Source organism: Nostoc sp. (assembly GCF_036916655.1).
GTDB lineage: Bacteria > Cyanobacteriota > Cyanobacteriia > Cyanobacteriales > Nostocaceae > Nostoc.
The window spans coordinates 21,754-40,142 of the sequence record NZ_JBALFY010000069.1 but is presented as its reverse complement, the minus strand read 5'-3'; the positions used below and the strand labels follow the sequence as shown (position 1 = coordinate 40,142).

Here is an 18,389-nt window from a genome sequence, read left to right as displayed (position 1 = left end):
GACTCATCATTTAACCAATGACAAATGACAAATGACAAATGACTATCCCTCATAATCCATGAGGACTTGCACCCAGTGGGGTGGGCGGGGAATGGGGTTGCCCAGGCGGTCAAAAAGCAACCATGCTGCCAGGTGTACTACAAAAAGGTAGATAAAGTTGTTGAGTAGAATTAAAGCGATCGCTCCCACTTGAATCAAAAATACACTGGGACTCGCCAACAAACTCAGCTTCAAAAATACCCACTCAATGAATTCTGTCACTTGGGTAATCACATAAATCCACAGGTCTTCACCTGACAAAACAGACAGCAACCATAGCCGAAAAAAAACTCCCAAAGTACCCAATAGCGTACCCAAGGTGATAGAAACAATCCAGGGAACACGACGACGATACCATATCGCTCCTAAAAGCACGCCCATGAACCCGTAGGGCATGACAAACAGCAAGCTACGGGCTGGCCCCATAAGTACTGTCAGAAGTAATCCACAGGTGAGTGCTGCCATCCATGCCGCACGTTTGCCCCAACGTAGATAAACTAAAGCGATCGGCACCGGAAAAAATATCCGCAAAACTGGCCCCAAGGGGAAGTAAAAATTAATAAACCAAATTAAACTAGCGGTACTGGCTAAAAATGCCGTTTCTACCATCCTTAAGGGCGCATCAGCCTTGAGTTGAGGAGGCATTAACTGCTGTTCTTTATCTAACCAATGATTCTGAGGAGTTGGAGATTCAGGAGATGGATCTTCCTCTGGCTCATTTGGGAGAGAATCTAAAATACTCATATCTGACAAGTTCTTAAACTGGGGATTGGGGACTAGTACCGCAAGGCGGAATTAAAAATTAAAAATTAAAAATGAATACAACGTAAGTGGTTTATTTATGCCGCAGTGTACTAGAGACTAGTGGTCTGTCCCAAAAGCTTTGAGAGGTTAGTGGTGTTCAGATCCCCGACTTCTTAAATAAGTCGGGGATCTAGTAGCCCTGCAAAATTAATGGGATAAACTACTAGCGACTGGGAAAATTTGGATGGGGATTTATATCCCAACCAAATCTTAAAAGAATTTCTTTTGCAGTACCCACTACCCATTTCTCGACAACTTTTCTTAGCTGTTCGCATAGCATCTCTTAGATCAGTTGGGGAAGGAAAGGGAGTTACCTGCTAAACGATCATTCTTTCTAAGGCTGACAAATCGGGAATACAAATAGTATCTTGATCCCGTTTAATCAAGCCTTTTTTTTCTAGCCTCGTCAAGACTCGCGTCACCGTTTCCCGCGCCAGTCCGCTCAAGCTACTCAATTCTCGATGAGGTAAATTGGGGATTTCGGTTCCTGTTTGCCCTTTTTTTCCCTGTCCTTCTGCCAAAAATAACAACGTATCTGCTACCCTTGACTGGCTATCAGATTCCCGCAACCGCAATCGGCGATTTACTTGCCGCAAACGTCGAGCCATTAGTTGCGCCAATCGAACTCCTGCTAAGGGTTCTATCTGAAGTAACTTGACAAAATCCTGAGCAGGCATACTGCCTATTACCGTTGGCGCTAAGGTAATCACATCTGTAGAGCGAGGCACTTCATCTAGCGCCGCCATCTCACCAAATAATTCTCCTTTGCCAAGAATATTCAGCGTTACCTCTTTTCCCTCCAGATTGTAGGTGCGAATTTTTACCCATCCGTCCATAATAAAATACACAGAACCGCCCCAGTCATTTTCTAGCAGAATTACCTGATTGGCTGGGTGAGTGCGGGTGACAAGATGGATGAGGGCTGATTCCACAGCCGTTTCTGGCAACCCTTGAAAAAAGGGAGCGGAGGTGATCATCCAGGGATTAGCCTGTGCTTGCAAGCTATATCGGTCTTCCATTACAACATCTTTATTCAAGCTGCTATGTACACACAACAAACAAGAGCGCCATTTTTAGCCTCAGCTATCATTGCACAGTTCCCTTCCAAAGAGAAAACTAAACTATGCTACACAAGAAAGCGACAAGAACGTTTTTCTAAATAATCTTTACCTATAAGTTTAAACGGAGTAAAAGTTTTGCAAAAAGTAGTTTATAGCCGGCGGTTGTATTGCTTAGGGGCTAGCTGCACTGCAAACTTGATTAGTTCAGAATATAGGCAAACAACATCAATGATACTAAAGGGAGTAAATTATTGCTCAGGTATTTTAGCGATTTTCAAAAATAGGCAACTAATCACCTCTAAAACGAAGCTTCTCGAACAAAGACTGACTGAAGATTGCCACGGCTGCCAGTAATCCATAACATAATGACAGTCACCGAAGAGGCAGAGGGTGCAGGGGAGCAAGCCCTTCTCCTCTGCGACAAGCGTTGCGGAACATGGGTATGTTCGCGAAGCGTCTCGCAGAGAAGCCCCGTTCTTCCAGAACGCTTGGACTGGGGCCAAGCTCCGTCTCAGTCTTTCCCCTGCCCCCTGCTCCCTTGCCTCTTTTGACAAAGCAGTTTTTGCCACTCAAAACTTGTCTGATGGGAGACGCTGCGCGAATAGTGATTGTAAAGTACTTGTTATATTAGTTGAGACAATTTTCTACATAAGGTAATAAAAGTGACTTCTAGTACTGATGAAATTCAAAAGCTGATCGCAGACATTGACAATTTACTTGCCAGTGGTGGCAAGCGCCTATCTAGATTTTTTTCTGGTCAGGTGCAAGAGCCTAAAGAAGTTTTAGAACGAATTCGCGACTTTTTGGTGAGGTTACAAGAAAAAGAAGCTTTAGAGAACGGCATCCCAAATCAGTCTTCTGAAGAATCGCGTCCGCCTTTATTAACAAAATTTATTGATCGCAACCAGTATCCACTACCGCAGCTCGCACCCAGTCAGGAACCGAGTACTGTTGACGCTGGACAATTAAAAAATGAATTTTCGAGATTGATTCAGCCGTTGCGATCGGAATTAGAATCGCTCTTGCAAGAGCGAGCCAACCTGATACAGGAAATTCGCCAGCTAGAACAAAAGCGTTTGCAAAACTATTCCCTAGCGCAGCAGTTGACTAACCAAGAGCAAATGATTACCGAGTTTTTACAGGTACTCATGAGTCGCCTTGTGCCAACTTTAACACCAGTGATCAAAAAGACAGCGGACAATTCCGCCAGTTCTTCAGGAGAAATTAATCACGCAACCTCTGTAACTCAACCTTTTTTAGAATCACCAGAGAGTGTGGAGCGGTTAACCCAGCTAGCTAGGGATTTGGATCAGCGCCTATTATCACTAGATGGGACGGTGAATGTAGTCTTTGAGGCACTACAGCGCAACATTAATACTTATTACGAATCTCTGTCGCAAGCACTGGCAAGAATGCATAGCAAGGGGATGCAGGGTGAACAGCTGATGACTAGCTTTCTCAATAATTTGACCCAGCATTTGCAGCAAGAATCTCCTAGTTCCCAGCAGTCTTTCTTGGGGATAAAATCTGAGACACTACCATCATTGCCTGAACCAGGCGCGATCGCTGCTGAAGTTGCGCCCCACCCCTTGGAACTGACACAACCAGAAACTTCATCTCCACTCATTATTAATTCTGAGCAACAGGAGACTAACCTCACGGAAGATTTAGATGCAGCGTTGTTACAGCTTGGTTTAGACTCGTCTGAATCTTCTGAAACCCCGACCGAATTACCGCAAGATATTTCTGCGTTAATTGGTGATGAAGTAGACCAACTTTACGCCAGTTTGTTTGGTGCTGGTGATGTTAATAATCTCAGCCTCGATGTTGCCACAAATGACTTAGGGATTTCCACAGTCCCCCCGTCTGTAACTCCAACTGGGGATTCTGCCGTTGTATTACCAGATACAGGTTTTTCAACCCAAGAAACTTTAGGAGAAACTACAGATTCATCAGAGCCACAGGAAGAACTGTTTTTTGAAGAGGATTCCGATCTAGACTTACCTCTGAGCTTCTCTACCCCACAAACAGACAGTTTACCCACGCAAATCGACACTCAGCCAGCTAGTGTTGATACAATTAATACCCTAACTGACCTATTGCCTGATACAAGTAGTAAGCAGCGATCGCTGGAAGTATTATCCTTCATGGAGGATGTCCCAACTACAGCACCAGTTACTCCAGAAGTCGCAGAAATTACGTTGCCAGATCCTCAGGAGGAAGAAAACTACGCGCAACCTCCCGTTCGTGCAGCGTCTCCGACAGGAGAAGAGAAGCCTACTGTACCCCTACAGGAAAGCGAAGCGACTGGCAAAGAAGATATCGCAACATCGGAAGTATTAATTAACGACGATCGGCCAGAACTGACTTCAGATAACTATATTGCTGCTTCACCCCAAGAAAACTTGCTTTCTATTGAGTCAAACCAGGCTCCAGCCGTACCTGATATTTCCCTAGATGAAGAACAGTTGCAGCAATTAGATCGGGATTTGGCTAATTTCGATCGGCAGCTAAATTCTGAGTCACAACCAGCCACCAATTTGGATATTTTCTCAGAAATACTTGATACAACTCAAGACACCATCCCCACAACTTCCTCTGAAAATCTCCGAATAGCTGAAAATACTTCAACTGCTGCTTTCTCCAGTTTGGCAGTTCCCCAGATAGAAACTGACAAAAAAAAGGAAGTCGTAACTCCTGTTCAAGAAAGTTCTTCGGCAACAATTTCCAACTCCATAAATAATCCAGAGGTTGCACCTAATGTTATAGAACCAGTGTGGTATTTAGGAATTGATTTAGGTACAACAGGAATTTCTGCCGCATTATTAAATCGCTCGACTTTTGTTGTACATCCTATCTACTGGTCAGCAGAGAATCCACCGGGAACAAGTTCGTTCCAGCAATCATTTCGTTTGCCAACAGAAGTTTATCTGCCTACAGCTTCTATACCCCACGGTGAAAACGAAAGTGCCGAAACACATGAGCAGACAACACCTGCGGCTGTTGCTCAAGATAAAGTGCCCGATCGCTCCCCCATCACTCCTACAACACCGAGATCAACAGCAGATTCGACGATCAATAATCTCTACTCGGCGCAGTTAAAGCCCTATTTGCAAGTAGCTATTCCCTACAAGAGTGAAAGACACAAATGGGAACCTGTTTTGCAATTAAATGAATTTTCAGCAGGGCCTTTGATTTGGATTGTGCGATCGCTCTCTAAGCTACTATTAACCCTCAAATCTGAAAAAACTTCTACCACCCCTAGTTTAATGGCTGCCGCTGTTGGGATCAGCGAACAAAATTTTCCCCAGATTATCAATAATATTGCGGGTGTCATTTGCACCTGTCCATCTAGCTGGTCGGAACAATATCGCTTTAATGTGCGGGAAGCCTTACTCACCAGCAAACTCATTCAACATCCGCAGCAAGTCTTTTTTGTTGAAGAAGCGATCGCTAGTCTACTCCCAGAACTCAATGCAGCTAACGGTGAGCAAGTAAAATTAACCGATGGTCAAAGCGATCGTCCAGCAAAAACTAGCGAACAGCCGATTATTGGCAACACCCTGGTGATTAACATTGGGACAACTGCCACAGAAATGCTGCTGGTGAATGTACCAGAAAGCTTGGTGCAATTGACATACAATGATTTCATGCTCCACAGTTTTGCTTATGCTGGTAAAGGAATTGAACAAGATATTATTTGCCAGCTGCTATTACCACCGAAATCTCGACAATCGCGCTCAGAAACACCAAGCGAGCGCAAAACTACCACCAGTAATCCTTGGCAATGGCAACCGTCAATTCCCGGTTTAGATCAAATGCATTGGCAGACTTTAGGGTTAGAAGAATTAGAACTACCCAGAGTTGGAGAACCAGATATCACCGCTCGAATTCGCCTCCAGCAACGTCTAGAAAGTTCTCTACTGGGACAGGCTGTATTAGATGCAGCACTAGCCTTAAAACTGATTTTGCAACACCAAGACTCTTTTACCCTAGAATTAGCCGATCAGCAGTGGATTTTGCAGCGACGAGATTTAGAAAGCCAGGTATTTATCCCCTTTGTGCGCCGCCTCAATCGAGAACTCAACAAGTTATTGGTAGCTCGTGGCATCCCCACAGAAGCCATTAATCAAGCGATTCTAACTGGCGGGGTGGCTTGTGTTGCGACGGTGAATCGCTGGTTACGCCAAAAACTCCCCAGCGCTAAGATTATTCAAGATTCATATCTCGGTGACAACGGCGCTCCTAATTGCAGTCGGGTTGCTTATGGTTTGGCGATGCTGCCTCTGCATCCCCAAATTTTAGATATACCCAGGCAACAATACACTGATTATTTCTTATTTACAGAATTGCTGCGGCTGCTACCAGACCGACCCTTATCTTTCGGTGAAGTTATTCAGTTATTTGAGGGTCGTGGGATCAATACTCGCATTTGTCAGCAAAGGCTGTTGGCTTTTTTGGAAGGTGAACTGCCTTCGGGTTTAATACCCTCAGTCACAGATTCAACCTGGCTCACCCAGAGTTCGCAAGAAAATCCTGACTATCAAGCGATCGCCACTGCATCACTTTTTGAAAAACAAGGGAGTCTTACTTATCGTCCAAATTACCAACAACTGTTATCTTTGCGTCGCTATCTAGATGCAATCAAAGCTAGTAATCAGCAATCATTGGAGGAAGCATATATAGAGAATTTTGCTTTAGAGGTTGCTCATTGAAACTGGTACATGACGCTAGAAATAAGAATACTACCCAAAATTCCAAATGCCTACGTCATGAGCATTTGGAATTTAACAAAGTACTAGTACAACACGGCGTAAATAAACCACCCATTCCAAATCAATGAGACGCTTACGCTGTACTCATTTTTAAATTTTAAATTTTAAATTTTAATTCCGCCTTGCGGTACTAGTAGTACTTCAGCACAGTGATTTTTTGGATGTGTACGATAGTAATATTTTTATTTAGGTAATAGAGACAAATACTATAGATTTACAATCTATGACTTTAATTGAAAGATTCTGTAAAATTTGAGTTTTCGGTTTTTCTATTGGTTAAAATCTGTGTATAGTAACACTCAGTAGTAAGGACAAAAGCACTAAAAATCGCCTAACAATCATGTTTATGTCTAGACTACTAATGAAAAGATTCCTGTTATGAAATAAGTTAGCCCCTGTGAATAATCTTTATCTTTATTCAGTTAATTGTTTACAACAGCCTTCACACCCGTCAACTTTGAGCGTGAGAAAGCGATTAATTGACATTATTGGAGCCATTGTGGGGCTGATAATCACATTTATGGTAGCAATTCCTGTGGCGATTGTTACCTTTATTCATGGGCCAAGTCCAATATTTTATTCCCAAATTCGTTGTGGTTTGAACGGAAAAACTTTCCGAATCTGGAAATTCCGCTCCATGATTGTTGACGCTGATAAACTCAAGCATTTGGTTAAGAATCAAGCTAAAGGTCACATCTTTAAATCTGTTGACGATCCTCGCATTACTCCTGTAGGTAAATTTTTACGGCGTACTAGCTTAGATGAATTTCCTCAATTTTGGAATGTTTTGTTAGGAGATATGAGTTTAGTTGGTACTCGTCCACCGACTCCTGATGAAGTTAGTCATTACGAGCTACACCACTGGGATAGATTACGAGTCAAACCAGGCATTACCGGAGAATGGCAAGCGAATGGGCGTTCGAGCATTACAGACTTTGAAACTATTGTCAAAATGGATATAGATTATCAACGCAAGTGGTCTATAACTTATGACCTGAGTCTGATTATTAAAACTATCTGGGTGGTATTTAAAAAGACTGGTGCTTATTGAATTGGGAATTAGGGATTGGACAATAATCAATAGTTTTTTCTCCCCTGCCCCCTTCACCCCTTAACGCCACTACCTGTTTCTGTGGGTACAATGTAACGTTGTAAAAACAGAAATAGTAATAATACTGGGGCGATCGCAATCACTGAGCCAGCAGCTACTAACCGCCAATCAAGGGAAAATGTACCTGCTAGCTTTGCGACTCCCAAGGGAAGAGTGTATAAATTTTCGTCTTGGATGACAATTAAAGGCCACAAAAAGTCACTCCAAGCACCAATAAATACAAAAATAGCTAAAGTTACCAGTGCTGGGCGAACTGCCGGTAACATAATATGCCACCACAATCCTAACTCTGAGCTGCCATCCATGCGGGCAGCTTCTTCTATTTCTTTGGGGACACTCATAAAAGCTTGGCGCAACAGAAAAATGCCAAAGGCAGAAGCTAAACTGGGAAAAATCATCCCCAAATAACTATTTGTCAAACCCAACTGGACTGTCAAAATATAAAGGGGAATCATCACGATTTGGAAGGGAATCATGATCGTAGAGACGATCGCTACAAAAATCCAGTCTCGCCCCACAAACGACAATCTCGCCAACGGATAAGCAGCCAAGGCGCAAAACAGCAGATTTAAGCCTACAGTCAGCACTGACACCAAAGTACTGTTATACAGATATTGCCCAAAAGGTAAAGAGTTCCACACACTAGAGAAGTTATTTAGTGTCGGTTGACTGGGTAGCAACTGTGGCGGCGACTGAAAAATATTTTCCGTAGGCGATTTTAAGGATGTGCTAATTAGCCATAGTAAAGGAAAGAGCATCAACAGTGCGATCGCTCCCAACACTGCATACATTAGAATCTGCGATCGTGATTTTTTCCAGTTCAGCATTTGATTAATATAGGAAATTATCTTTTTTTAAATTAACTTATGTTTTATCACAAGCGATTATATCTGGTGTCAAATATTCGATGGATGGTCACCCATTCTTACCCACATTTTCCGCACACGAATCAATTGCAGACGATTCATTTTTAAAGCCAAAATTGTTGCTCTTCCTACAGATGTAATTCCGACAATTTCTGTAGCATCATCATTCCAAGCAAAATGATATGTCCACAATTGCTGTTGGGGATTAAATTCTCTGACTTATTAAATAAGTCGTTGATTAAGTAGAGTAGGTTGGGTGGAGCGGAGCGCAACCCAACTGATTATCAGGATGTTGGGTTACGCAAAGCCTTCACCCAACCTACAATTTTTTTGCAACTTAGCTTGTGTACACAGGTTTCAAAAGTTTCTCTTACAGTCTAAAGCCAATTCACAATCGTTAATCTTCAACTGCAACATAAGGTTGTGGTTCCCGCGAACGTTGGGCAATTTGTTCTCGTCGATACTTTGCAAGTTCGCTGTAAAGCCTCTTCCGAGAGAGATTCACACTTCCAACAGGCTCATGCTCTAGGAGTGTATGCCAAGGGGAAAACAATATACCTTCATCTAAACGTTTACGTTCTTCAAAGTCAAATTTCTGACTAGGAATGCGGACAGTTGCAACTTTAATAAACGGTGAATCTGCTTCTTGCCATTCTTTAATATGGTCTTCAATAGGCGTTTTTTCATCATCTACATAAAACTGAATTAGGAAGTCAAAAGATGCTTCTTGTTCTTCTTCAGTCAAATATTTGACTAGCGTTTCTCGCAGGTAATTTTCCGATTCTGGAAGCGTTTCTGGTGGTTGTTCAGGCTGTTGAGATTTCACAGATAATTTGACAATGCGACTACCAAATTTAAACGGAGCCATGCTCCAATATTGAATCAAAAGCGGATTTCCTACCTTTTGGCTACCAATTTTTTGCAAGATAGCAAATGCGTAACCAAGTTCTTCCAGCCGTTCTGGGGTAAGTTGTCCACTACCTGCTTTGGAAAGATCCGCGTAATCACGAACGTCTTTGGTCAAAAAAGTAGGATAGTTGTTGAGTATAAAATCTTGAGTTTTTTCTTCATCATCCAGCACTTTTTGCCCGTCCACATTCATCACCTTGATGGCGATACCGCGAACATCCGGTTGGCTATCGGAGTGGAATTTACCACGTTTTTGAGGCGAACCACCGCTAGAGAACCGAATCCATGCAGGATAGGTTTGGGGCGTTTTGAATAAACCTACTCTCAGGTCTTCAGAAAGATTCGGTTCAATAATAAACTCTCCCGAAAGGAGTCCATGACTTTTGCTATGAATTTGGCGGAGGTCTGGGCCATTTTTTTGTTGAGCTTGGAGACTACCTGCGATAATCTCGTCAATTATTGCTTCCTGCTCAGTGTTAGATGATGCTGGGTTAGTCATAAAACATTTGATAATGTGTCTTCATTATCCTGAATCCTTCAGCCTTTCTGAGTCAATCCGGTTTCCGTAGAAACAGCTTGTAGTGGTTTATCCCAAGGTTCAATAGGTATTTGGGGCAAATAGGCAAAATCAAAGACAATTCCGATAGTTGGCTTTGTCTGCCACTGCGGTAAACTGAGCAAGCGATCGTAATATCCGCCGCCATAACCCAAACGATATCCTTGATAGTCGCAAGCTACACTAGGGACGAGAATTAAATCTACTTCCGCAGCATCTAAAACTGGAGCATCGGGGTGAGGTTCAGTAATGCCATAAGCACCGCTTTGGACAGAATCATTAGGTGTCCAAATATGCCAACACAGAGATTTATCAACGCAGCGGGGAAATCCCCAGCGATATTTGGTGTTTGCAAATAAGGGACTGAGGTCAGGTTCTTGGCGAAAGCTGAAATAAGCGAGGATTGTTTTTGCTTGGGTAAACAAAGTAGAGTTTTGTAAATTAAAGCATAAGCGATCGCTTTTTTCTCTCCATTCTCCAACAGACATTGATTGACGTGTTTTGAGTAGAGTGCGGCGTATTTCTGCTTTATTTAATTGATGATTAACTTTTTCCATGAAAATTTATAGCTGCAAATAAATAAGCTGGGCAATGCCCAGCCTAAGTACCTTACACTCATTAGTACATCGTTATGCGGCGTGTTGACGATACCACTCAATGGTATTTTTTAGCCCTTCTTCAAAGCTCACTTGAGCCGTGAAATTAAAGGCTTGCTTTGCCCGTTCAGTATCTAAACAGCGACGGGGTTGACCATTAGGCTTGTCAGTTTGCCAAACAATTTCCCCCTTAAATTCCATCAATTCGGCGATTAGAGTTACTAAATCAAGGATAGAGATTTCATAACCGGTTCCCAAGTTAACTGGTTCCGATTCGTTATATAATTGAGTCCCCAAAACAATACCCCGAGATGCATCTTCTGAATACAGAAACTCACGGGTGGGACTGCCATCACCCCAAACTGGAAGTTGTTTTTCTGCTTTAATTTGGGCTTCGTGAACTTTGCGAACTAATGCGGGAATCACATGGGAACTTTCAGGGTCAAAGTTATCTTCTGGGCCATATAAATTTACTGGCAGTAAGTAAATCCCATTAAAACCGTACTGCTGACGGTAAGATTGCAATTGAACTAAAAGTGCTTTTTTAGCAATTCCATAAGGGGCGTTGGTTTCCTCTGGGTAGCCATTCCAAAGATCATCTTCTTTGAATGGCACGGGAGTGAATTTAGGATAGGCGCAGATTGTACCAACACAAACAAATTTTTCTACTCCAGCTTGATAGGCAGCGTGAATTAGCTGGGTTCCCATAATCAAGTTATCGTAGAACAACTCTGCGGGTTTTTCGCGGTTTAAACCGATGCCACCGACATGAGCTGCTAGGTGAATAATTATGTCTTGCTGGTCAACTGCACGTTGGGTATTTTCCCAAACACGTAAATCGGAATCGTGCGATCGCGGTATCGTAATCTTCTCACGATCTGCCCCAGCTTTACACAGTTGATCTATCACCTGACGACCTAGAAACCCCGACCCACCGGTGACGAGAATGCGTTTATTTTTTAGTTCTAAGGCGGTCATATTTTTATCCTCTCTGGTGCAAATCAGAAGTGTAAAGCGCCCAGTTGTTGACGAACAGTCGCAATATCATTTGGAAATTGCGAACCATTGCCATTAGGTGAAGTGTGACCTAATGCTTGTAAGTCTGCTTCTACCATTAAGGAAACTAGTTCTTCAAAGGTTACTGATGGTGCCCAGCCTAAATTCTGGCGTGCTTTGGTAGAATCGCCAATCAACAGTTCTACCTCAGATGGACGGAGGTAACGCTCATCAAACTCTACATAATCTTGCCAATTGAGATTCACATAACTAAATGCTAGTTCCAAAAACTCCCGCACTGAATGGGTTTCACCAGTAGCAATCACGTAATCGTCTGGTTGGTCTTTCTGCAACATCAACCACATTGCTTTAACGTAATCCTTCGCATAACCCCAATCTCGCTTTGCGTCTAGATTACCCATGTAAATCTTTTTCTGTTTACCAGCAACGATACCAGCAACGGCTCTAGTAATTTTACGGGTTACAAAGGTTTCACCCCGCCGTGGTGACTCGTGGTTAAAAAGTATGCCGTTACAAGCAAATAAATTATAAGACTCACGATAGTTTACAGTTTGCCAGTGGGCGTAAACTTTCGCACAGGCATAAGGACTGCGGGGATAAAAGGGCGTTGTCTCAGTTTGAGGTATTGCTTGTACTAAACCATACATTTCTGAAGAACCCGCCTGGTAAAATCGTACCTGAATACCAGTACGATGTTGGTAATCTCGAATTGCTTCCAACAGACGCAGCGTTCCCATTCCTACAGCATCCACCGTGTATTCCGGTGAATCAAAGCTGACTCTAACATGGGATTGAGCGCCGAGGTTGTAAATCTCTACTGGTTTTACTTCTTCTAAAATACGCCGCAACGTCGTACCATCTGTCAAGTCTCCGTAGTGAAGAAACAACCGCACTCCATCTTTGTGGGGATCTTCGTAAATGTGATCGATGCGGTCTGTGTTGAAGGTAGAAGTCCGACGAATGATGCCATGAACCTCATAACCTTGTTCCAACAAAAACTCACTCAGATATGAACCATCTTGACCAGTAATACCAGTAATTAACGCTCGCTTCTGTTGCGTCATGCTCAATTATACCTTATTGTCTTTGATTAAAAAGTTACAAGCAATCTCATACAACCTAGCAACTAATTGCTCAATTGCCTAATGGGAAACCTACGAGTTCTTGTTGCTATGAAAATTTTTACGTAAATAAATATACTTAATAAAAAGTAATTTAACACGTAAGTCCAAACTTAAGCAAGATTATTATAATTATGTATATTTTTCCTTTACAAAATAAATTAAGATTCTTTTCGTATACCTTGTTATTTTTGTCAAAATTTCACATATCTCTGATTTTGTGAAGATTGAATCAAATAACTATTTGAAATTTAGACTTTTGTCAAAAGTCTAAATTAGGGCAAAAGGAGCCACTGATAAACACTCAGAGAATTCTGAGTTAAGTAGAAATACATAAAATATGGATCAATTATATAATTATATAGATTTTTATAGTTTTAAGGAAATAATTGCTATTTAGGGGCATTAACTGCCCCACAGAATCGACCCTAAGTAGCTACTCAGTATGCCCCGTTATTTTTGGGCAAAATGACCACATCAACAGTTTTCAAGATGATCCATAAATCAAGCCAGAAATTCCGAAATTTGACATAATGCAGGTCTATTTGGACTCGCCGAGAGTAGGGAATATCATTACGCCCAGATACCTGCCACAAACCAGTAATTCCTGGACGGATTGTTAAAATCTCATCAATGTGACAACCGTATTTTGGTAATTCTTCTGCTACCAAGGGTCGAGGGCCGACTACACTCATGTCCCCTTTTAAAACATTCCAGAACTGGGGAAATTCGTCTAAGCTAGTAATTCGCAAAAATTGACCAATTTTGGTTATCCGGGGGTCTTGTTTCAGCTTAAAACTGCTTTCAAATTCTTGTCGCAATTCGGGCGATGTTTCCATCATTTGCATGAGGATTTCGTCTGCATTGCTTACCATTGTTCGGAATTTAATACAATTAAACGCTTTGTAATTTTTTCCTACCCGTTCCTGGACATAAAATATTGGGCCTTCTGAGCTGAAGGCAATCAGCAAAGCCAAAATTAAGTAGACGGGGAAGAACAAAATTAATACTGACAGCGAAAACACTATATCGAACAGTCGTTTGGCAAACTCTCCGTTTAAACCCTGAAAAGATAAACCTTTGGGTTTAACTTTTGGCGTCTTTGTTTTTTGACCGCGTTTTAAGAAAGTACGCGTAGACGCTTTAGTGTCTTGTCGTACGCCCCGCTTGCCGGAGAGGAGTGAGCTCTGGGCAGTCATCATACTCCTTAATAATCCACACCACACATAGTCCCAATATTAAAGCCAAAATGAGGTTCTTCTGGGGGAAATTGCCAAAAGCCTAAAAAAATAAGACGCTAACCAAGACCATCATTGCGAAAACGGTCTTTTTTCGTTGCATTTGTTTACAAAGTCTAGATAACGCTCGGCAAAGATTTGCGGTGAAAACTGTGCGGCGTGCGATCGCATATACTCGGAACTGAACGAACCCTGATAAACTTCAAACTTTTCTACTGCCTCCACTAAAGCCGCCTCTGTTTGCGTCCTGAAAAATATACCTGTCCCTGTATCCACACAAGAGTGGATATCTCGCACTGTTTCTAGAGCGCCTCCTGCACCGTAGGCAATCACTGGCGTGCCGCAGGCCTGTGCTTCCACTAGGGCAATCCCAAAATCTTCACAGGCTGCATATACAAACGCCTTAGCCCTAGACATATATTTTTTTACCACATTATCGGGTTGCCATCCCAGTATTTGGATGTTGGAGTTTGCTATCTCGCGAATCTTGTTCATTTCATCTCCTGTACCAATGACTACTAATGGTCGTTTTAGTTGATTAAAAGCCTTGACAATCAACGATATTTGCTTGTAACTTACCAACCGAGAAACTGTCAGGTAAAAGTCCTCTTTCTCAGACAAAAATGGAAATTCTGCAATATTCACTGGTGGGTAAATGACTGTTGCTTCTCGCCGATAGCAACGCCAAATCCGCCGAGCTGTATGCTGTGAGTTGGCAATGAAGTAATCAACGCGATTGGCACTCAATACATCCCACTGGCGCAAACGATGTAATAAATATCGCGTCACCCACCCAGGTAAGCCACTACCTAGTTTACTGTGGCGCAGATAATCAAAAGTCAAGTCCCAGGCGTAGCGCATAGGGCTGTGACAGTAGCAAATATGCATCTGTTCGGGAGTGGTCAGGATTCCTTTGGCAACAGCGTGAGATGAAGACAGAATTACATCATAATGCCGCAAATCAAGTTGTTCAATTGCCAAAGGCCACAAAGGCAAGTATTTTTGTATACCGTTGCGGGCAAATGGAAAGTTTTGGAGAAACGTCTTGCCAATTTGACGCTTATATAAATAACTTTCTCTATTGCTGGATTCAAAATCGATGAGAGCATACAAATCAGCATCAATGTGATTCAAAATTTCTCGTACAACGAGTTCTGAACCACCAGTGGCTTTGGGTGTCAGCCACTCATGAACTAGAGCATATTTCAAGGGCACAGCTAAACAATTCAAAATTGAAGATAGTTTTCTTAGACTCCGACTGAAAAGTTTCCTCTTGTGATTAATGAATGGGAAGCGCCCCAGATTAGCACATAAGACGGTATCTTTCTCTGAGAGGTTCCAGATGGATGCTGCAACCTGATAATCTCAGATTGGGAATGGGGAATGGGGCATTGAAAAGAGGCAGAGGGGCAGGGTACTGCTCTTGCGGAGGGGAAAATTCTTCTCCCTGCTCCTAGTCCCCAATCCCCAGTCCCTACCTTACTCCCCAATCTCTTGATGAAAACTGATATATAAAGGGTGAATTTATGCGAATTCTGATTATGGGTGGTACTCGGTTCATTGGTGTCTATTTAACTCAACTACTAGTGGAACAAGGACATGAGGTGGTGTTGTTCAATCGTGGGAATCGACCAGCACCTTCTTTACACGGAGTAGGACAAATTATAGGCGATCGCACAGATGCTACTCAATTAAAAGCAAAGTTATCACAAGAAAACTTTGATGTCATTTTTGACAATAACGCGCGGGAACTTACTGATACTCAACCACTAGCAGAGATTTTTCAAGACCGAGTGCAGCATTTTGTGTATATGAGTTCTGCGGGAGTTTATCTCAAATCTGACCAATTGCCCCATATAGAAGGCGATCCAGTAGATCCCAAAAGTCGGCATAAGGGCAAGCATGAAACAGAAGCTTACCTGACTCAATTGGGATTGCCCTTCACTTCGATTCGCCCTACTTATATTTACGGGCCTCGTAATTATAATGAGTTGGAAAGCTGGTTTTTTGACAGAATTGTGCGCGATCGCCCCATTCCTATCCCCGGAAATGGCCTGCATATCACCCAGCTAGGTCATGTAAAAGACTTGGCACTAGCAATGACTAAGGTTTTGGGCAATAAACAAGCCATAGGACAGATTTATAATATCTCTGGCGATCGCTTTGTCACTTTTGATGGTTTAGCCCGTGCTAGTGCTGTAGCGGCTGGTAAATCACCCGATGCTGTAAAAGTCGTCCATTACGACCCGAAAAAGTTTGATTTCGGCAAGCGCAAAGCTTTTCCAATGCGGGTGCAGCATTTCTTTGCTTCGGTGAATAAAGCACAAACAGAATTAAACTGGCATCCTGAATATGATTTGATTTCTGGGTTACAAGACTCTCTGGAAAATGATTATTTGGCTAATGCAAAAGATAAAACAGATGTTGATTTCTCTGTAGATGAGGAGATTTTACAAGCGTTGTGAGTAAAGATGTTTAGGGGCAGACTAGAGATGTGCAGCCAGGGCGAATAGAATTCGCGGCTACACAGGCAAAGTCCGCCTCCGCGGACTAAGATCAAATTAAGAGTTTGAAACCCAGGATCGGTAGCTTTTGTTTGTGTAAACGCGGTTTCTAACCGCCCGTTTCGCTTAAGTTTACTGATGTGATCGCGTTTTCATAACTCATCAGGGTTAACGCCTAACTCTCGCAGTTGTGCTGCTAATCTGTTAGCACGTTGACTTTCTCGTTCTAGGGGCGTGGGAAGCCAATTCTCACTAGCATCATACCAACGTAGCCATAATCGCTCAATTCCTTGGTAAGAACCTTGCCAAAGTCCTAAGCCCAGTTCCAAACCCGGCATCCACACTCGTGGGGTACTCAAGTCCAATTCGCTGTAGCGGTCTGCAACTAATTGGAACACTTGGAGTTTGTCAGTGTAGCGGTCAAATACAATGTAGTAAGGAACTCGCAAAATCCGCTCATAAACTTCCCATTTGGTCGGTGGTTGGTTTATCTCCCGCAGAGTTTGTCCTAAGTCTTCTTTTTCAGTGCCAGGAGAAAGCAATTCTACCACTACAAAAGGAGCAACTCCTTCTTGCCAAATGACATAACTCAGACGCAAGTTTTGCTGTTCGTAGAGACGCGAAACTCCCACAGCAGCAAACCAGTCCGGGCGTTTGTACCACAGTGTATGCCGGAGGTCATAATAGAGGTTTAAGTCAGTGGCAACAAATACCTCCTCTGCTGGATAGTTAGGTGGACAGAAGGTTTCGCGCAGAAGTTGCGGTTGAAAAAGGTGAAATTCGTCAGGCAAACCAGAGTCCTCCGGGTATTCACTGGGAAGATCATACATGGTGGGTAGGGTTTCTTTTGCAGGACGAGGCGGGTCTGTTTGGTACATAAGGTAAATCTTGACCGACTAACTTTACTTATTATGTCAATCTAATAAATAAAATACCAATTTAATAGCATCTATCTCTAAATTTTTCTAAGGTTTTAAATCCATATTCACCAGAATATTTTATTGATTTAATCTTGTTATTAATCACTTCCAAAATAACACTCTTCATTTCGTTATCAAAACAAGTAATATTTTTTATAAAACTAACAAAAAGAGTATTATTAATCTGTTCTATATACGCAAAAAACATTAAATATATGAACACAACGCCCTCTAAAAGAGAAAGAGATGAAATACTTAAGTGGTTGAATCGTAACCGCCAGATGTTATTAGATTTATATAAAAATCAATATATCGCTTACAATACAAATGGAATAATTGCTCATAGCGAAAACTTACGAGAAGTTTTAGCATTAGCTAATGCTGCAAAACAACCTTTTTTAATTTACCTAGTTCCGCGTCGTACTGCTTCTATAGAAATTTTACCAATTCGTTTCCGCACCGTTGCTCGTCATGATTGGCAACCAAATTATAGCGTAATTTTAAAACACGGAGATATAGAATCTAATACAACAATGTTAGTAGATTCTGGTGCTGAATTAAGTTTAATTTCATTAAAAGTTGGTCAAGACTTAGGCTATGCTTTGGCTGATTCAGAATCAACTTTGTTGGCAGAAACGATAGGTGGCAGAGTTAAGTATGTTTTACGTAATGTCGAAATGACAATTGATGAACATAATTTTATTACTCCTGTCGCATGGTTACAAATTAATACAGGCGGAGAACAATTGCTTTTAGGGCGAGAAGTTGTATTTGATAAATTTAATATTGAATTTAGGCAAGCTGAGGAGCAAATTATTTTTACATGGCGTGAAGATTTGCAATCATAAAAAAGCTGGTGCATTCTTTTCAAC

Annotated in this window: 15 protein-coding genes; 4 read left to right on the top strand and 11 right to left on the bottom strand. The window is 42.1% G+C overall.

Annotation, left to right across the window (positions count from 1 at the left end):
* Positions 1-42: 42 nt before the first annotated feature.
* The gene (locus V7L31_RS20015) at positions 43-783 is read right to left on the bottom strand and encodes a DUF2232 domain-containing protein (RefSeq protein WP_179065485.1); all 741 of its coding nucleotides are present in this window, start codon (positions 781-783) and stop codon (positions 43-45) included.
* A 377-nt stretch (positions 784-1,160) separates the two neighbouring features.
* A complete protein-coding gene (locus tag V7L31_RS20010) occupies positions 1,161-1,862 on the bottom strand; it encodes a Crp/Fnr family transcriptional regulator (protein ID WP_179065484.1) in 702 nt (233 codons plus the stop codon).
* A 704-nt stretch (positions 1,863-2,566) separates the two neighbouring features.
* On the opposite strand from V7L31_RS20010, the gene V7L31_RS20005 reads away from it, so the two are divergent.
* Both V7L31_RS20005 and V7L31_RS20000 read left to right on the top strand, forming a co-directional pair.
* A complete protein-coding gene (locus V7L31_RS20005) occupies positions 2,567-6,619 on the top strand; it encodes a hypothetical protein (RefSeq protein WP_334697861.1) in 4,053 nt (1,350 codons plus the stop codon).
* 457 nt (positions 6,620-7,076) lie between these two features.
* Positions 7,077-7,730 carry a sugar transferase gene (locus V7L31_RS20000; protein WP_334697860.1) on the top strand — a complete coding sequence of 218 codons (654 nt, stop codon included), beginning with the start codon at positions 7,077-7,079 and terminating at the stop codon, positions 7,728-7,730.
* Positions 7,731-7,783: 53 nt separating this feature from the next.
* Here the strand turns inward: V7L31_RS20000 and V7L31_RS19995 are convergent, their stop codons facing one another.
* The 8 genes from V7L31_RS19995 to V7L31_RS19960 form a co-directional block, all read right to left on the bottom strand.
* Positions 7,784-8,617: a carbohydrate ABC transporter permease gene (locus V7L31_RS19995; protein ID WP_334697859.1), complete on the bottom strand. Its 834-nt coding sequence runs from the start codon at positions 8,615-8,617 to the stop codon at positions 7,784-7,786.
* A 69-nt stretch (positions 8,618-8,686) separates the two neighbouring features.
* Complete coding sequence (locus V7L31_RS19990; protein ID WP_334697858.1) at positions 8,687-8,848, bottom strand: hypothetical protein; 162 nt, start codon at positions 8,846-8,848, stop codon at positions 8,687-8,689.
* Between the two features lie 205 nt (positions 8,849-9,053).
* Positions 9,054-10,064: a catalase family protein gene (locus V7L31_RS19985; protein ID WP_334697857.1), complete on the bottom strand. Its 1,011-nt coding sequence runs from the start codon at positions 10,062-10,064 to the stop codon at positions 9,054-9,056.
* Positions 10,065-10,102: 38 nt separating this feature from the next.
* Complete coding sequence (locus V7L31_RS19980; protein WP_334697856.1) at positions 10,103-10,678, bottom strand: 5-formyltetrahydrofolate cyclo-ligase; 576 nt, start codon at positions 10,676-10,678, stop codon at positions 10,103-10,105.
* Positions 10,679-10,750: 72 nt separating this feature from the next.
* Positions 10,751-11,695, bottom strand: coding sequence for a GDP-L-fucose synthase family protein (locus tag V7L31_RS19975; protein WP_334697855.1), 945 nt, complete (start codon positions 11,693-11,695; stop codon positions 10,751-10,753).
* A 23-nt stretch (positions 11,696-11,718) separates the two neighbouring features.
* Positions 11,719-12,798 (bottom strand): GDP-mannose 4,6-dehydratase, encoded by a 1,080-nt coding sequence (gene gmd / locus V7L31_RS19970; protein WP_334697854.1) that lies wholly within the window; start codon positions 12,796-12,798, stop codon positions 11,719-11,721.
* A 497-nt stretch (positions 12,799-13,295) separates the two neighbouring features.
* On the bottom strand, positions 13,296-14,054 hold the full coding sequence (locus tag V7L31_RS19965; protein ID WP_334697892.1) for a sugar transferase: 759 nt from the start codon (positions 14,052-14,054) through the stop codon (positions 13,296-13,298).
* Between the two features lie 111 nt (positions 14,055-14,165).
* Positions 14,166-15,308: a glycosyltransferase gene (locus V7L31_RS19960; protein ID WP_334697853.1), complete on the bottom strand. Its 1,143-nt coding sequence runs from the start codon at positions 15,306-15,308 to the stop codon at positions 14,166-14,168.
* Between the two features lie 311 nt (positions 15,309-15,619).
* Between V7L31_RS19960 and V7L31_RS19955 the strand changes: the two genes are divergently transcribed.
* A complete protein-coding gene (locus tag V7L31_RS19955; protein WP_334697852.1) occupies positions 15,620-16,558 on the top strand; it encodes an NAD-dependent epimerase/dehydratase family protein in 939 nt (312 codons plus the stop codon).
* Between the two features lie 191 nt (positions 16,559-16,749).
* Here the strand turns inward: V7L31_RS19955 and V7L31_RS19950 are convergent, their stop codons facing one another.
* On the bottom strand, positions 16,750-17,475 hold the full coding sequence (locus tag V7L31_RS19950) for a Uma2 family endonuclease (protein ID WP_334697851.1): 726 nt from the start codon (positions 17,473-17,475) through the stop codon (positions 16,750-16,752).
* A gap of 257 nt (positions 17,476-17,732) precedes the next feature.
* Between V7L31_RS19950 and V7L31_RS19945 the strand changes: the two genes are divergently transcribed.
* Positions 17,733-18,365 carry a retropepsin-like domain-containing protein gene (locus V7L31_RS19945; protein ID WP_334697850.1) on the top strand — a complete coding sequence of 211 codons (633 nt, stop codon included), beginning with the start codon at positions 17,733-17,735 and terminating at the stop codon, positions 18,363-18,365.
* Positions 18,366-18,389: the final 24 nt, after the last annotated feature.

Excerpts from the sequence above, each read along its gene's own strand:
- V7L31_RS19945 (WP_334697850.1), top strand. The coding sequence starts at position 17,733 with ATGAACACAACGCCCTCTAAAAGAGAAAGAGATGAAATACTTAAGTGG.
- V7L31_RS19975 (WP_334697855.1), bottom strand. The coding sequence starts at position 11,695 with ATGACCGCCTTAGAACTAAAAAATAAACGCATTCTCGTCACCGGTGGG.
- V7L31_RS20010 (WP_179065484.1), bottom strand. The coding sequence starts at position 1,862 with ATGGAAGACCGATATAGCTTGCAAGCACAGGCTAATCCCTGGATGATC.
- V7L31_RS19985 (WP_334697857.1), bottom strand. The coding sequence starts at position 10,064 with ATGACTAACCCAGCATCATCTAACACTGAGCAGGAAGCAATAATTGAC.
- gmd (WP_334697854.1), bottom strand. The coding sequence starts at position 12,798 with ATGACGCAACAGAAGCGAGCGTTAATTACTGGTATTACTGGTCAAGAT.
- V7L31_RS19995 (WP_334697859.1), bottom strand. The coding sequence starts at position 8,617 with ATGCTGAACTGGAAAAAATCACGATCGCAGATTCTAATGTATGCAGTG.
- V7L31_RS19980 (WP_334697856.1), bottom strand. The coding sequence starts at position 10,678 with ATGGAAAAAGTTAATCATCAATTAAATAAAGCAGAAATACGCCGCACT.
- V7L31_RS19965 (WP_334697892.1), bottom strand. The coding sequence starts at position 14,054 with ATGACTGCCCAGAGCTCACTCCTCTCCGGCAAGCGGGGCGTACGACAA.
- V7L31_RS20015 (WP_179065485.1), bottom strand. The coding sequence starts at position 783 with ATGAGTATTTTAGATTCTCTCCCAAATGAGCCAGAGGAAGATCCATCT.
- V7L31_RS19950 (WP_334697851.1), bottom strand. The coding sequence starts at position 17,475 with ATGTACCAAACAGACCCGCCTCGTCCTGCAAAAGAAACCCTACCCACC.
- V7L31_RS19955 (WP_334697852.1), top strand. The coding sequence starts at position 15,620 with ATGCGAATTCTGATTATGGGTGGTACTCGGTTCATTGGTGTCTATTTA.